This is a genomic window from Parerythrobacter aestuarii, from assembly GCF_030140925.1.
GTDB lineage: Bacteria > Pseudomonadota > Alphaproteobacteria > Sphingomonadales > Sphingomonadaceae > Parerythrobacter > Parerythrobacter aestuarii.
Genome location: NZ_JARBWD010000001.1, coordinates 750,141 through 764,724 on the forward strand (window position 1 = coordinate 750,141; position 14,584 = coordinate 764,724).

General features: G+C 59.0%; 18 protein-coding genes, 1 tRNA gene and 1 pseudogene. 9 read left to right on the plus strand and 11 right to left on the minus strand.

Annotated elements, in window-relative coordinates; translation table 11 throughout:
• Window positions 1-7: 7 nt before the first annotated feature.
• Complete coding sequence (locus tag QPW08_RS03660; protein ID WP_284124393.1) at window positions 8-403, plus strand: NADH:ubiquinone oxidoreductase subunit NDUFA12; 396 nt, start codon at window positions 8-10, stop codon at window positions 401-403.
• 239 nt (window positions 404-642) lie between these two features.
• A pseudogene (locus tag QPW08_RS14720) lies at window positions 643-819 on the plus strand (DUF2155 domain-containing protein); the annotation flags it as partial.
• A 35-nt stretch (window positions 820-854) separates the two neighbouring features.
• Here QPW08_RS14720 and aat read toward each other — a convergent pair.
• A complete protein-coding gene (aat, locus tag QPW08_RS03670; RefSeq protein ID WP_284124394.1) occupies window positions 855-1,595 on the minus strand; it encodes a leucyl/phenylalanyl-tRNA--protein transferase in 741 nt (246 codons plus the stop codon).
• 104 nt (window positions 1,596-1,699) lie between these two features.
• On the opposite strand from aat, the gene QPW08_RS03675 reads away from it, so the two are divergent.
• Window positions 1,700-1,775, plus strand: a tRNA-Trp gene (locus tag QPW08_RS03675).
• 37 nt (window positions 1,776-1,812) lie between these two features.
• Here the strand turns inward: QPW08_RS03675 and QPW08_RS03680 are convergent.
• The 5 genes from QPW08_RS03680 to QPW08_RS03700 form a co-directional block, all read right to left on the minus strand.
• Window positions 1,813-2,004 carry a YodC family protein gene (locus tag QPW08_RS03680; RefSeq protein ID WP_284124395.1) on the minus strand — a complete coding sequence of 64 codons (192 nt, stop codon included), beginning with the start codon at window positions 2,002-2,004 and terminating at the stop codon, window positions 1,813-1,815.
• Entirely contained in the window at window positions 2,001-2,831 is an 831-nt protein-coding gene (locus tag QPW08_RS03685; protein ID WP_284124396.1) for a hypothetical protein, read from the minus strand. The genes QPW08_RS03680 and QPW08_RS03685 overlap by 4 nt, the downstream gene beginning before the upstream one ends.
• 9 nt (window positions 2,832-2,840) lie before the next feature.
• Complete coding sequence (locus tag QPW08_RS03690; RefSeq protein ID WP_284124397.1) at window positions 2,841-3,176, minus strand: hypothetical protein; 336 nt, start codon at window positions 3,174-3,176, stop codon at window positions 2,841-2,843.
• Between the two features lie 726 nt (window positions 3,177-3,902).
• Window positions 3,903-4,106 (minus strand): hypothetical protein, encoded by a 204-nt coding sequence (locus tag QPW08_RS03695; RefSeq protein ID WP_284124398.1) that lies wholly within the window; start codon window positions 4,104-4,106, stop codon window positions 3,903-3,905.
• Window positions 4,106-5,056, minus strand: a complete 951-nt coding sequence (locus QPW08_RS03700) for an IS1595 family transposase (RefSeq protein ID WP_284124399.1) — start codon at window positions 5,054-5,056, stop codon at window positions 4,106-4,108. The genes QPW08_RS03695 and QPW08_RS03700 overlap by 1 nt, the downstream gene beginning before the upstream one ends.
• A gap of 148 nt (window positions 5,057-5,204) precedes the next feature.
• On the opposite strand from QPW08_RS03700, the gene QPW08_RS03705 reads away from it, so the two are divergent.
• Window positions 5,205-5,444, plus strand: a complete 240-nt coding sequence (locus tag QPW08_RS03705; protein ID WP_284124400.1) for a DUF6471 domain-containing protein — start codon at window positions 5,205-5,207, stop codon at window positions 5,442-5,444.
• Between the two features lie 311 nt (window positions 5,445-5,755).
• Here QPW08_RS03705 and QPW08_RS03710 read toward each other — a convergent pair whose 3' ends face one another.
• Complete coding sequence (locus QPW08_RS03710; protein WP_284124401.1) at window positions 5,756-6,277, minus strand: hypothetical protein; 522 nt, start codon at window positions 6,275-6,277, stop codon at window positions 5,756-5,758.
• 328 nt (window positions 6,278-6,605) lie between these two features.
• On the opposite strand from QPW08_RS03710, the gene QPW08_RS03715 reads away from it, so the two are divergent.
• Window positions 6,606-6,755 carry a hypothetical protein gene (locus tag QPW08_RS03715; protein ID WP_284124402.1) on the plus strand — a complete coding sequence of 50 codons (150 nt, stop codon included), beginning with the start codon at window positions 6,606-6,608 and terminating at the stop codon, window positions 6,753-6,755.
• Between the two features lie 125 nt (window positions 6,756-6,880).
• On the opposite strand, the gene QPW08_RS03720 is transcribed toward QPW08_RS03715, so the two are convergent.
• Window positions 6,881-8,404, minus strand: a complete 1,524-nt coding sequence (locus tag QPW08_RS03720; protein WP_407674564.1) for an alanine/glycine:cation symporter family protein — start codon at window positions 8,402-8,404, stop codon at window positions 6,881-6,883.
• A 262-nt stretch (window positions 8,405-8,666) separates the two neighbouring features.
• On the opposite strand from QPW08_RS03720, the gene secE reads away from it, so the two are divergent.
• The 3 genes from secE to QPW08_RS03735 all read left to right on the plus strand — a co-directional run bounded on the left by secE (window position 8,667) and on the right by QPW08_RS03735 (window position 11,491).
• Window positions 8,667-8,888, plus strand: a complete 222-nt coding sequence (gene secE, locus QPW08_RS03725; protein WP_284124404.1) for a preprotein translocase subunit SecE — start codon at window positions 8,667-8,669, stop codon at window positions 8,886-8,888.
• 25 nt (window positions 8,889-8,913) lie between these two features.
• Window positions 8,914-9,450: a transcription termination/antitermination protein NusG gene (gene nusG / locus QPW08_RS03730; protein ID WP_284124405.1), complete on the plus strand. Its 537-nt coding sequence runs from the start codon at window positions 8,914-8,916 to the stop codon at window positions 9,448-9,450.
• 247 nt (window positions 9,451-9,697) lie between these two features.
• A complete protein-coding gene (locus QPW08_RS03735; RefSeq protein ID WP_284124406.1) occupies window positions 9,698-11,491 on the plus strand; it encodes a methyl-accepting chemotaxis protein in 1,794 nt (597 codons plus the stop codon).
• Here the strand turns inward: QPW08_RS03735 and QPW08_RS03740 are convergent.
• The 3 genes from QPW08_RS03740 to QPW08_RS03750 all read right to left on the minus strand — a co-directional run bounded on the left by QPW08_RS03740 (window position 11,488) and on the right by QPW08_RS03750 (window position 13,795).
• Window positions 11,488-12,213 (minus strand): CPBP family intramembrane glutamic endopeptidase, encoded by a 726-nt coding sequence (locus QPW08_RS03740; protein WP_284124407.1) that lies wholly within the window; start codon window positions 12,211-12,213, stop codon window positions 11,488-11,490. The two genes, QPW08_RS03735 and QPW08_RS03740, sit on opposite strands and share 4 nt — an antisense overlap.
• Before the next feature lie 87 nt (window positions 12,214-12,300).
• Complete coding sequence (locus QPW08_RS03745) at window positions 12,301-13,002, minus strand: ribosomal eL19 family protein (protein ID WP_284124408.1); 702 nt, start codon at window positions 13,000-13,002, stop codon at window positions 12,301-12,303.
• A 124-nt stretch (window positions 13,003-13,126) separates the two neighbouring features.
• Window positions 13,127-13,795, minus strand: a complete 669-nt coding sequence (locus tag QPW08_RS03750; RefSeq protein ID WP_284124409.1) for a PspA/IM30 family protein — start codon at window positions 13,793-13,795, stop codon at window positions 13,127-13,129.
• A 357-nt stretch (window positions 13,796-14,152) separates the two neighbouring features.
• Between QPW08_RS03750 and rplK the strand changes: the two genes are divergently transcribed.
• On the plus strand, window positions 14,153-14,584 hold the full coding sequence (gene rplK / locus QPW08_RS03755) for a 50S ribosomal protein L11 (RefSeq protein ID WP_284124410.1): 432 nt from the start codon (window positions 14,153-14,155) through the stop codon (window positions 14,582-14,584).

Genomic DNA, 14,584 nt, shown 5'->3' on the forward strand with positions numbered 1-14,584 from the left:
CAGCGCAATGAACATTCTCGGCAAGATATTCACCTGGTGGGATGGGGCGACCATCGGCACCCATCTGTGGACCGCGCGCAAGGGCGAGCACGTGGGCACTGACGCGCAGGGCAACAGGTACTACCGGTCAAAGCCGAGAGAGGGCCAACGCGAACGGCGCTGGGTCATCTATGACGGCCCCAATGATGCCAGCCGCGTGCCCAGCGAATGGCATGGCTGGCTGCACGGTGCGTTTGAGGATGTTCCTGAGAGCTTCCTGCCGCAACCGCGAATCTGGGAAGCCGACTACACTCCGAATGCTACCGGCACCCCGGCAGCCTATCGCCCGGCTGGAGCGCTGGAGCGAGGCGGAAGGCGCGCTGCTGCTGTCGGCGACTACGAAGCCTGGACGCCTGGCGACTGATTGTGGGGCGGCTGAGCATGCGCCTGTCGCTCGTCCTGTGTGCCATGCTGGCGCTGGTTGCCTGCAGCGACGATCCGCCGCCGCCTGAAGCGGTGGAGACCGAGGTGCCCGAGGAACTGCAGAGCGGATCCGGGACCGGCCAGCCGATTCCCGATGCTGAAGGCGCGACACCGATGAACGAACGCGTCGCCACGCTGGGCCTGCTCAACAAACGCAACAATATTTCGCAGGATCTCGAAATGAAGCCCGGCGAATCGCGCCGCATCGGCGACATCATCGTGCGCCTGTCCGCATGCGAACGCACTGCGCCTTGGGAAATGCCGCAGGAAACCGGGGCATTCGTGCAGGTGCTGGTCGAAGGGAAGGGTGACGACGAAGGCGAGTGGACCAAGATTTTCTCGGGCTGGCTGTTCAAGCGCTCGCCGAGCCTCAACGTCGTCGAGCACCCGGTTTACGATGTCTGGGTCAAGGATTGCGCGATGAGGTATCCTGGCGAAAGCGCACCGGCCGCGCCATCCGGGCGGCCTTCTCCTGCTCCGGTACCAAGCCCGTCTGCTTCCGCCAATACTGACGCATAGGCCTGGGGCAACGTCAGCCGTTGTTGGCCACGCGCCTTCGCCAGAAGTGCAAGATAGTCTTTCTGGCTGATTTCGACGGCACCCAGCGAAGCGAGATGGCTGGTCATGAACTGGCAGTCGAACAGTTCACACCCGGCGCGCCACAACAATGCCATCAGCCAGGCCAGCGCGACCTTGGACGCATCACGTCGGCGGCTGAACATGCTTTCGCCGCAGAATACCTTGTCGAACGCAACGCCGTAGACCCCGCCGACCAGTTCACCTTCCTGCCAGCATTCGATCGAATGCGCGTGACCGGCCGCATGGAGCTGGCGATAGCTGGCAATGATCCGCTGGCTGATCCAGCTTTCGGGATGGTCGGGCCGGGGCGCGGCACAAGCGCGCACCACGCCTTCGAAATCGCGGTCGCAGGTTACTGTGAACCGGTCCTGCCGGATAGTGCGCGCCAGAGAGCGCGAGCACCTGAACCCCCCGATCGGAATGATCGCCCGTTCGCGCGGCTCTACCCAGAACACTTCCTGATCCTCGCGGCTGTCAGCCATCGGGAAGATGCCGTTGCGATAGGCCAGCAACAGCAGGTCGACCGGGATGGCATTGGGGCGGGGCGCATGCATGGTTTGCGCCCTATGCCACCGGTACCTTTGTTCGACCATGGTCAAACACGACATTTCGCGCTTGCACTATGCCAGCGCTTTGGCTTAGAGGCCCCCTCCGCTGCAGGGGTGTAGCTCAGCTGGTAGAGCATCGGTCTCCAAAACCGAGGGCCACGGGTTCGAATCCTGTCACCCCTGCCACTTCTACGGCCTATGCCAGCAAACGCACCAAAGTTGTTTAGCGCATTACCCTTCCCACGGCGATTGCTCCGCGCCTGAATGGAGTCAGCAAGACAGTAGCGAATTTATCTCGCTTCTGAACCTGCTTGTCGAACCAAACGCAGAGTGCTTCTTCATCGTCGATCGACGCAATCGTCATGGGCGGACCGCCCGACTTCAATTGCACAACGTCGCCAGCCGCAAAACTCATATCTTGCTTCCTTCTTCCTTGGCTTCAAACCGTGATTCTGATGTCGGACTAGTAGGTTCATATTCGAGACGAGGGGCCAATTCGTTCATCGCATAATGGACGAACTGTTGGCCAAGCTCTGTGAGTTCGTAGGGGTCTTCCCTGTCGAAGGCTGACTTCATCGTTCCTCCGCCTGAGCCCCGTGACCGCCCACGAGTTGATTGCTTGATGAAGTTGCCTTGATAGTCGGTCTGGCGATGCTGGCGGATGACTCCGCCTGTGCTCAAATCACGGATGAGCATCTTGTAGAGATCAGCTTCCGCCGAGTTCTCAGCAACGTGCGGCTTTGCAAGATTCTCCCAAATCTGACCCCGTGTGATCCCTTGGTGCTGATAAATCTCGGCAATAACCTCGAAATGAAAATCGGAGTAGTCAGCAATCCATTCAATAAACAACGAAACAACGTCGTCCGAGGTATACCTCGTCGCGGCAGCATTCGACAGTATATTTCTGATCTTCTCGCGCTTCTTGTCAGAATCAATGTGAGACCAACGACGGAAACTTTTCTTCAGAAGAGCTTGATATTCATCCGATTCAACCCGCTTCAGCACATCCTCGTCGGCCATATCCAACCGCGAAATGATTTCAGTGATAGTTTCGCCCTTCTCGCGAAGCTCATCTTCGAGCATCTGGACCCACTGGCGAAGCATGTTGTTTGCGTGTTCTTGTTCCTTCTCGCTCCAAGCCGCTGCGGCTGCTGCCAAGAATCCTCCGAAGAAGGGGATTAGGCCGGTAGCGGCGTTCATCCCAGCCCTGACTACCTTTGGTGTGTCTTCGTTGATCGACATCCGTGCCTCCTAGATTTGAGGAGGAACCAAAGACTTTCTCAAGGCGTCAGGAACCGCCCGCCAAGCGGTCTCGACTCTACCTTTTGCTTCGAGCCGTTGGCGAATGGCCTCATGAATTTGCAGCGGCGTTGGCCAAGCGTTTGCATCAAAACTCATAGTTTCCCGCGACAGCGACACCTCCATTGGCATTCCCTTATCGCCGCTAAGATTGGAGAACATCGTCTTCTCAGGATATCGTTCGAGTCGGTCAGCAAATTCCTTGAGGCTCCGGCTTAGGGTAAAAAGCGCGCTCTTGGCATCCTCATAGTCACTGTTCGCTTGCAGGTAATCTTCTACTGCACTCATCGTCTGTCTCCACCACCGCATCCGCAAATTTTACTTAACGCTCCTAATGGCATGGGGTTGGCAAGCTCACATTACAAGTGGTGGGCGGCAACGTTTTACGTAACTACTCTTCTTCAAGGGTTTAGCCTGTTCCAGAGCGCTCCCAAGAAGTCCGCTCTTGCAATGCTGTTGTTATTCAACCAAATCCGGGAGGCCACGCATCGGCTTAGTCACCGCTGTGGGGTGTGCGTTTTCGCGTACTGAACATGGGTCCGCCTATGTCGGGCGGCCCGCTGAATATAAAAGGCCGCAAGGCTGAATAGGTGGGGCGTGCTTACCCATGTTCGTGCGTGACTAACCGTCCCGGCACCAGCCGGGACCGAACATGGGTGTTGGTCGAATGCTATCTCTTCTCTCTCCACTCGTCGGCCTTGCACTGGCGGCGTCTGCTGATCCCGTTCTAGTCCGATTGACCTGCACTTTGGATGAGAGGCCGGACTGGATCATGGATGTGCAATTGAATGAGGCCAGTGGCACTGCGAGCATTCACTATCGACACGGTGGGCCAGGAGCCGTCCTCCGACAGGCTGCATTCGCTCCAGATCGTGTTTCCTTCGACGACTATACGGTAGACCGCACCGATCTAAGTTTCATCAAGGATAACCGGAGAAGCGACTGGGCCGTTGTGATGAAGCTCCCACCGATCGAGAGGGGTCAGTGCGTGAAGGACGAACGAGAGCGGGCGATCTAAGCAGCCTCGACGACGCATTCGATGCGGTTGAAGGCAATCATCACGCGCCGATAAACACCATCCTCATCAGGCTCAGTCAGGTTGCCAAGGACGAAGCGCGACTGACCCACCGCTTGGGCAAGCTCTTCAATGTCAGCGCAGTCGAGATCAACCGTCAACGGCACCGCCCGTCCCATCAAATGGATCGTGAAGGATGGCACTACGAGGCGGCCTTCCGATTGGTTCGCTGGTAATACCCGCGCATGGGAGTCGGCGGGTGATGCAGCGAAATTGCGAGTGCGTTGACGAACTGAGTTCCGTTGGATTGGCGACAGTGGCGCTCGCGCCAAGCGCATTCGCCGTTATAGAAATGAGCGTATTGGGGCGAGACCCAACGGTAGGTGCCTCGGATCATGTTCTTGTAGCGCGCCCACAGGGACTCAATGAGGTTCGTCGAGACGCCATCGGGACTGACATAGTTCTCCGCGTGTTTGACCTGACTGACTTTGGGAAACATGCCGAAAAGGTCACTCCATGAAAAATGCTCGTCCACAAACGGGTGAGCGTCGGGATCGGCGTGTTGGAGGATCACCTTCACGACAGCACTTTCATCACCAAGGATGGGCACTATGCGACCACCCGGTCGCCGCTCCCTCAAAGCTGAAATCTTGATGACTTTGCTCTCGTCTCTTCTCGGTTGCCGCTTCCGATCCTCTGCTCGATTGGCCTTGCGTATCTTGCCTCCGTGGACTGTGGTGTCGGTCTCGAACTCTCCTTCGATCAGTTCGGATTCAGTGTAGGTTGTGAGAGAGTATCGTAGACGCTGAATGATATGCCATCCGGTCTTGTGATTGACTTTGAGGTCTCTCCGCAAACGTCGTCCAGCGTGGCCGAATGCACCATTCGTCCATAGCAGGGTCGCCATCATGATCTTCTTGAATGGCAATTTCCGACCATGCCATGCGGTGCCCGATGTCACCGAGAACTGTTTGAGGCATTCCGCACACTTGAAGAGCTTGCGGTGACGGATGACTTCTCCAGTTTTTGTGTCTTTGACCGCGCGGTCGATTCGGTAGGCGACCATGCATTTGCAGTGGACGCAATGGGGCTCGCCATCATTCTTGGCAAAGCGGACTTTTTCAAATGCGCGCTCGCAATCCTCCTCTGACATCTCAGCGATGTCGAAGATGCTCAGGTCAACAGGGACCGATGAGGTAGGATTGTGTTTCGACTCTTCCTCCGATACGTTACTTTCGTATCGGATGTGACACATGGGTCCCACATTTGCAATACCGCTTGTGTCATTTCTGGCGTTAAATATGTCATATGTGAGATTTATGTCCCAAAATGGTGATAAGCAGGCAGCACGAATCCTCCGCGCCGAGATGGTTCGACGCGATGTGAGTTATGCTAATCTGGCGGTGCGGTTGGCGGAGCGAGGCATCGAGGCGACTGAGGCGTCGATGAGGAATAAGGTGAGCCGGGGCACGTTCTCGGCCGACTTCTTTCTCCATTGCTTGGCTGCGATGGACGTGCCGGTTCTCCGGCTCACCGAATGATCAATTAGCGCTGGACTCCTATGGTGGAATCAAGTAATAAAAACCCAGCGCGAGAATACATCTCACGTTAGCGCCCTCCTTTCATAGACTTGTGGGCGTGAAAATGAACCCTCTGACCGGAGCCACCCGGCAGGGGGTTCGCTTTTTATGGCGAACGAGAACCCCCTAATACCTATAAATACGCATTGCAAGATATTTTTATTGACAATCTCTGAAAAATGAGTCCGCTTTGTTTCAACTGATTCGTTATTTGTATTGTTCTAATATTTGCTTCCTCATATTTATTACTTCAATTCAGTGAGTGCTTGCAGTCAACCACGGTTTTCCAGCAATTTGGGCACAGCATTTTCCATCACCGAGAACCACCGCCTCGGGTAGCCATGATCGTGATCGATCGGCACGCCGCGTTTCTTCGCTGCCGTCAGGCCGTTGCCCACCGTCCGGCAAAGTCTGTCGATGGTCTCAGAATCGATGTCCTCGTGTCCCTCTCGACTGCACGCTTCGACAACAATTTCTCTGACGGTTAGCGGCCTATGGCTCTCACGGACGATCGCGTTGGCGAGCCTCGTGCCATTGCCGAAACGAATAGGGCTGTCGTGGACGTGGGGGACTTTCGGGCGAAGGTGATCGCCTGTCCAATCAGGGTGATCGAGCTTTATCCATTTCTCACCAAGTTCGATCTCCAGATCGATCTCAGCGATGCGGGCTCGCATATTTTCCAGATCAGCCATGACCCTTTCGGCCATGAGAACCTGTTGCTGTAGGTTTCTCTGCTCTCCGATGAGCATCGAAAGTTTGCGCTCGTTCGCAGCTAGTCGGTTTGTCTTTGCCATGCCGACATGATCGGGAAATCGGCAGAAAACCGCCAGACAGCAAAGGGTGCGTTTGCTGGCATAGGCCGCACTTCTATCCCTTTTTTGACCTCAGGCGCCGGCGCGCGCATCCGCGCGCTTGGCTTTCCTCCGCGCAAGCGCTCCGGGCGGGCGGTCGCCCTTGCGGCCCGAGGGGCCGTCTTACCAACCGCCCCAAATTCGGCATAGAAAGGTTTCTCAATAGAAAGCTGAACGATAGCCAACCAGGCAATTCAGGGTTGGGATAGACGAGTCGTGCGATTCCATCGATGAACCGAGCGAAGGCTCGATTGTCAGAAGGAGCACGACCATGAGCAGTTATTCGTTCCGCAGCAGCCGGCCCGACAGCTGGACCAGCCCGCGCCCCTATCGCGACGCCAGCCTGCGCCTGCATGCCTATGGCCCGATCCAGCCGATGGAGCAGCCAAGCCTGCTGACCCGCTTGTTCGGGGGTCGCTGAGCCACCAGGGCTGGTCCCGAACCGAAAAAGGGCCCGGAGCGCGTGTTGCGTTCCGGGCCCTTCATTCTTGGTGCCATCCTTGTGATGGATAGCCCGCCTAGCGGCAACAAGTTGAAGTTTGGTGACTAGTACTCGTTGGGTTCTTCCGGCGTGTCTGCCGTATGCGTGGGGCCAGCATCTTTCTGGCCCTTCGCCAGGGCAAACACGACGCCGCTGAGCAGGCCCAGAGCGAGGATGTTCGGCAAGAGCATGGCTGCATTGGAGATATCGCCAAGACGCCACACTAGCTCGCTCGGTTGGGCAGCGCCGACGAAGATCACGATGCACCAGAGCACGCGCCACGCCATGTGCAGTTTCTTCTCGCCGGCGCGGTTTGAACCCTTGAACCGATCGTAGATGAACGTGATTGCCCGCTCGCCGTAATAGCTCCACGTCAGCAGTGTCGTGAAGACGAACAGGATCAGCGCGATCGATGCGATCAGCGTTCCGATGGGAATGCTGCCGATCGTGGCGGGGAACGCCGCTGCGAAGGCACCGCTGGTCATTTCGAAACCGACCCGGTCCGACTGCCAGGCGTGAGCGACCGCTTCCGTACCGGCCATGAAATCTCCGCGCACCGTCAGGATCACAAGAGCGGTCATGGTGCAGATCACAACGGTATCGATGAAGGTGCCCAGCATGGCCATGCGGCCTTGTTGCTCTGGATCGTTGGTCTGCGCCACGGCATGGGCGATCGGCGTCGAGCCCTGCCCTGCCTCGTTGGAGAACAGCCCCCGCGCGACACCGGCACGGATCGCCATGATGATCGCAGCACCGGTGAAGCCGCCCACCGCGCTTTGCGGATTGAAGGCTCCATGGAAGATCAGGGCAAAGGTTTCACCGAGATCCGCAAAATTCAGGATCAGCGCGATAACGGCCATGATGATGTAGGCAGCGGCCATGAAGGGTACGACCTTCTCAGCCACATTGCCGATCGACTTGATCCCCCCGATAATGACCACGAACACGAGGATGGCGACGATCAGTCCCCCCAGCCATTCCTCGATCCCGAACAATTCGTTGAGGCCATCAGCCACGGCATTGGCCTGGATCGAGTTCCCGGTGACAAGCGCCGAGAACAGCGTGCCAAGGCAGAACACCACTGCGAGCCAGGTCCATTTCGGCCCCAGGCCCATCATGATGTAGCTCATCGGGCCGCCGCGATAGACACCGTCGCTGGTCTTCTCGCGATAGCGGATAGCGAGCGCGCCTTCGGCAAAGGCCAGCGCCATGCCGAACAGGGCGGTGATCCACATCCAGAAGATCGCCCCCGGTCCGCCCAGCGCGATGGCCGTCGCGACGCCAGCGAGGTTGCCGGTGCCGACCTGGCCGGAAAGTGCAGTAGAAAGTGCGGCAAACGGCGAAATTTCGCCGCTACCCGAACCCTTGCGGCCGGCGAACAGGCCGGTGATGGCCGACCACAGCTTTACGATGGGATAGAAGCGCAGGCCGATCATGAACCAGAAACCGACACCCAGCAGGATCAAGGCTAACGGCGGAAACGGGATCACCGCTTCCCCTTCCCAGGTCCCGCCCCATAGCAGGTCCGATACGTTCGTGACCGGCGCCACCAGTCGTTCGCCCAGCGTGGCTGTCTCGCTCGCCGCCATAATCATGTTCCCCTTCTTGCGTCCCCAGTGGGTAGGCGGCGCACGCTAGGGACATGCGGTTTCACCTGCAACGGCTTTCTCCCCCCTTCCCACGGTCGGCCATCAACCCGTCTTGCTTTTGCCGTGCAGCGCCCCTAGATGCGGTCGGGCCTCCCGACATCGGAGACTCACTTGCCCCTCCCGGTCCTCGACCGGGGCGGCGATGAGCCCTACCCGGAAGGCAGCAGAGAATTTTGGCTCCAGAGTTTAGGTGAGAGCGGCAATGGCCGAAGAAACCCAGAAGAAGACATCGCCACGCACGTCTCCGGGCGAATTCGTGCGCCAGGTGCGCAGCGAGACCTCCAAGGTCGTGTGGCCGACGCGCGAGGAAACCATTCGTACCGCGATTTTCGTCGGCATCCTGGTGCTGATCCTGTCGCTGTTCTTCCTAGGCATCGATTCCGCTTTCGGCGCAATCGTCCGCTGGCTGCTGACGCTGGCCTAAACCACACCATACTACGGGATTTCTGATGGCACGCTGGTACATCATCCACGCATATTCGGGCTTCGAGAACAAGGTCCGCGACGCAATCATTGCCGAGGCGGAACGCCTGGGCTTGTCCGACGGGGTTGAAGAGGTCGAAGTGCCGACTGAGACCGTGACGGAGATCAAGCGCGGCAAGAAGGTGCAGACCGAGCGCAAGTTCATGCCGGGCTATGTCCTTGCCAAGCTGAACATGACCGACGACGTCTACCACCTGGTCAAGAACACGCCGAAGGTGACCGGTTTCCTCGGCACCAACAACAAGCCGCAACCAATCTCGGAAAAAGAGGCTGCGCGCTATTTCGGCGGCGTGGAAGAGGCCAAGGCGGCCCCCAAGAAAGACATTCACGTCGACTACGAGATCGGCGATCAGGTCAAGGTGCTCGATGGCCCCTTCGCCAGCTTCAACGGCGTGGTGGAAGAGCTCGATTTCGACAAGGCCAAGGTCAAGGTTTCGGTGTCCATTTTCGGTCGTGCTACGCCGGTCGAGCTGGACTTCGAGCAGGTCGAACTGGTCAAGTAAGCCAGCTGGCATCGAAGGAACACGGGCCCGCCGGGAAACCGGCGGGCCTTTTCTTTACACCTGGTCCACCTGGCCTCGACTGGAATGACGCAATTCCGCCAAATCGATAGTTAACACGCAGTTTAGGCAATCCTTAGTGATTGCAACCTAATACGTCCGTGAAGGTGGGATGTAGCCCCCGGCGCGACGTATGACAGCGACGAGCGCCGCGCTGCGTCCTTTGACAAGGCTGTCGAGGTTGAAACACATGAGCGCACTACAGGATGTTGCCCAGCAATTGCGGGCGGAGGTCGGAAACGAGGAGGTTGGTGTTCCGCCTGCCACAGGCTTCCGTCTGACGCAGTGGTTTCGCGACCTCCCGCTGGCGCGCAAGCTGGGGGCTGTCTTTGGCGCGTTTCTCGGCCTGATCGCCATCATGGCGCTCCTGCTCGGCTTTGGCCTTAATGAACTCTATGGTCGCTACACCGTCTATACCGGGGTGCAGCAGGGCGTTGCAGCTTCTGCCGACCTGCGCAGCACGACGGGCGAATTCCGCTACAATGCCGTCCGATTCATCTTTGCCCGCGAAGAAGTCGCACTAGAGCGTCAGCGGACCGCCTACGACAAGGCCGGAGCCCGTGTCGCGGAAATCGAGAATGTTGTCGAAGAATACATACCGACAGCCCAGCCGGGACTGACTGACCTCAAGGCTGCGCTTGAGGCCTATGAAGCCAAGTTCGACCAACTCGTTGCGAATATTGCCCGCGAAGGTGCCAGCCAGCGCTCAAGCGACCTCGCGTTTGAGCTATCGGCACTCGGTGACGCGCTATACGGTGAAGCGGAAGGTTTCGAGACCAGCCTGATCGATCAAGCCGGCGCAATTGGCAGCGACAGTCTCGCTTACCTGACGCGGCTGGCGGTCCTGCTCATGGTTGCCGGCCTTTTTGCGACTCTCATCCTCGTCGTCGGCGTGCGCTCGCTGTCGAAGGATTTCGCAACCAAGGTCTCGGAAATCTCGGATGGGATGACCAAGCTCGCGCAGGGTGACCGCCATTTCGAAATCGATGGCATCGAGCGCAAGGACGAAATCGGCGACATGTTGCGCTCTATCGCATTGTTCAAGCGCGGCACCATCAAGCTGGAGCAATGGTCCAAGGAGCGCGCTGAACGCGCCAATGCCGAGCTTGAAGAAAAGAAACGCGCTGAAGCCGAGAAATCGCGCATGCTGGGCACGCTTGCGGCTGACTTTGAAGCTACCGTGGGCGACGTCGTCAGCGGCGTGGCGGCGGCTTCGAGCCAGCTCAAGGTCACGGCTGGGACCATGGCCGGGGCAGCAGAGGACACAACGCGGCAGACCACCGAAGTCGTGCGTTCGATGACGGAAGCCAATTCCGGTGCCAATGCTGCCGCTGCTGCGAGCGACGAATTCGCTGTCTCCATTGGCGAGATCAGTCGCCAGGCGGCGTCATCGGCCGAGCTGGCCCGTGAAGCGAGTTCGACAGCAGAACGAGCCGATGCGACCATTTCGACGCTGTCTGTATCGGCCAATGAAATCGGCCAGATCGTCGACCTGATCCAGTCGATCGCCCAGCGCACCAACTTGCTGGCGCTCAACGCTTCCATCGAAGCAGCACGCGGCGGCGAGGCCGGGCGCGGGTTCGCTGTCGTGGCATCGGAAGTCAAAGAGCTTGCCAACCAGACCAGCCAGGCGACGGAGAAAGTCTCCGACAAGATCCGCGCGATCCAGGAATCGACGGGAGCCAGCGTCGAGGCGCTCCAGCTCATTTCGCACCAGGTTGGCGAGCTGGAAACCACCGCGATTTCTATAGCTTCGGCTGTCGACCAGCAGTCGGTCGCCGGCCAGGACCTTGCCCGCAGTATCGACCTGGCGGCGCGGGCGACCAATTCGGTTTCCACGCATATCGAGGATGTGCGCGAGCTCTCGCTCTCCACCGGTGCCGCCGCGAGCCAGGTGTTGTCCTCCTCGACCGAGCTTGAACACCAGGCCGAGGAATTGCGCGAGCAAGTCAACAGTTTCCTGGCGAAGGTGAGGGCGAGTTAGCTCGCTTCTATCCAGCCTTGCACGCTGGCATAGCCCAAACCCATCATGATGGTGTCGACGGCGGCATGGGCGAACACCAGGGGCCACAGGTTCCAGCGCGCCACGACGCGGAGCCAGCCTAGCAAAAGGCCGATGGTCCCGGTGACAAGGACGCCGCCCCAGCCCTGGTAGATGTGTGGCAGGCCGAACAATCCCGCCTGGATCACGATGGCGATCCAGAGCCGACCGGAAATACCCGGGAGCCGCATCAGCCTGTCCAGCAAAAAACCGCGCCACAGCAGCTCTTCGCCAAGACCCGCTGCCAGCCATGCTACCAGCACGATCCAGAGCGCCAGGCTAAGCGGGCTTTCGGTCACGAACTGCATCACCAGCTCGACATCGACGGGCTCGAACCCCAAGGCTTCCACGGCTGCCCCGCCGGCGACGAAGATGGCGAAGATCGCAGCAGTTCCGCCCAGCGCGACGCCGCTGGCACGTGGCCATTCGCGAGGCACCTTGAGGTTCCAGGCCTCCGCCAGCGCTCCGTCGCGCTGTAGCCATGCCCATGCCACCAGCAAGGCTGCGACCATGCTCATGAAGACGGAGAGGAGATAGCCGGTGTTGCTCTCGCCGAATACCAGGACCGCAGGGACCGATGCGGCAAGATAGACGATGACGACCGACACGAACTGCAAGACAAACCTGCCCCATCCCAGAGGGCGAATGTCGGTTTCAGTGCTCACTCGGGCTCTCCTTTGCTCTCGTTCTAGTGAGCACAGGCTGCGCTGACCACCGGACGGTCGCACCTCATCCGCAGCTAAGATCGCAGCTCAGAAATGTTCGAGATTGATCAGGCAGGTGGCTTCCATCCCGCCATTGTCGATACACATTGCATAGGCACCGAGTTCAGCTTCATCGACATTGTAGGATTGCGCCCCGCCAACCTGCCCGCACGGCATCGGGCCGTTGGGACAGCAATCGCTGCAATAGGTCCGCACCCGTGTGATCCCGGTCGGGTTCGCCGGTGCCGGCCCGTAGGGATTGGCGATAAAGCCGGGCTGCAAGGCTGCCAGCTGCTGCGGCTGGATGGTTTCCTGCGGCGCAGGGGTGGCTTGCGCCGGCGGCTGGGAGGAATCCGCAACGGTGGGTGGGGCGGGTTCGACCTTTGCGACTTCATCCGTGCTGCCACCAGTCTCTTCTCCAGCGACTTCGGTCGGGGTTCCCGCCTGCGCCGGGGCGGACCCATCTTCGGTGTAAAAGAGGAAAATCAGTGTTGCGACAAAGAAGGCCGCGCCACCGGTGGCCTGGAAATTGGCTCCGAGCGGTTTGATTTTCTCGCCACTTATGGTGAGCGTATCGGGCAGCAGGCTGGCTGCGGTTACGCCGATCCCCAGAGCAGTAAGCGCGTAGATCAGGGCTCGCGTGCGTGCGCTCCCATCCATGCCCGTTCCATCCATCAGCAAGGAGAAGCCGAGGATGATAATGAACAGGCCGATTACCAGCCCCCCTATCCGCACCGCTGCCGTCTTCATTACTCAGCCCTCCACCATGGCTAGACTTGGTGGAAGATAGCATTGTTCGTTCCGATTGAGAAACCGGTGCAAACTATTGCTTGAAAAACTTATTTAGGCCCGGTGGTTGCCGTGGCCTAACAGTCTAGCTCTTGGACTTGCGTTTGCGGGCAGAAGGTTTCTTCGCTGACGACTTGAGTGCCTCCAGGTCGGCATCGACTGCCTTGTTGCGCGAGAGGGTTGCGAGTTCGGCCTCGATGGCCGCCGAGCTCTTGGTATCGCCTTCGGGAACTGCGAAACCGATCCGACGCTCCATTTGGTCGATCCGGTCCATCATGCGATCGGCCTTGCTGTCGCTCGAGGCGGAGGACGCCGCAGCCGCCGCGCTCGCGATATTCACCTCTGCATGACGTTCGCGGACTTCGGCCAGCTTGGCTTCGAGCGCCTCGCGATTGCTCTTCAGTTCTTCGAGCGACGCCTCCAGCGCATCGGCGTGCTTGCGTTCGCTTTGGGCCTGTACCTTGGCATCCTCCCGCGCGAGCAAGGCACCGCGGGCGAGGTCTTCCCGGTCGTGATCCATGGCAGTCCTGGCCTTGCCGTTCCAGTCATCCACGCTGGCGTCGAACTGTTCCGCCTTGGCGAGGTGTCGGGCGTGCTGGCGCGAGCCGCGCGAAATCTCGCCTTCGAGGCCGATCAGCGCTTCTTCGATCTCGCGCTGCAATTGCCGCAGCATCTTGGCCGGGTCGGAAGCAGAATCGACGGCGGCAGTAACATTGCTGGAAACCAGATTGCGGATCTGGACGATAACACTCATCAAAAGCTCCCCTGTTCAATTCTTTTTCTAAAGCGGGAACTCTTTCGGAACAATAAAGAATATTCGGCTTGCCCAATGCTCGATTGATACGCTGGAGAACCGACAGTCTTCCTCTCTGTCGCTTAGGCACCGGGCCAGCGACCTGACTGGGATAAGCCGCGAAATCCGTATAGCCTTTCCTCCCAGCGACGAATCCTTGCATCGCACGCGAAATCCGCTATGTGCGCGCATCCGCTTGCCCTTGCGGCAGCGGAACCGCGCGGGAGCCTCGGCCAGTCCGGGGCGTTGGACCGCTCAACATGAAGGCCCTTTGCGGGATCTCCGCAGGTGGCCTGACAGTGTGAAAGGAGTGGCCTCATGGCCAAGAAGATCGACGGCTATATCAAGCTGATGGTGCCTGCCGGCACCGCCAATCCCTCGCCTCCGCTGGGCCCGGCACTGGGCCAGCGCGGCGTGAACATCATGGAATTCTGCAAGGCCTTCAATGCTGCGACTGACAGCATGGAAAAGACCGCGCCGATCCCTACGGTCATCACCGTCTATGCCGACCGTTCGTTCAGCTTTATCACGAAGCAGCCGACGGCAACCTACCTGATCAAGAAAGCTGCCAAGCTGAAGTCGGGCTCTTCGGAGCCGGGCAAGAAGTCGGCTGGCACGATCAAGCAGAGCCAGGTCAAGGAAATCGCCGAGACCAAGATGCCCGACTTGAACGCGAACGATATCGACCAGGCCATGAAGATCATCGAAGGCTCGTGCCGTGCGATGGGCCTCGACGTGGTGGAGGGCTAA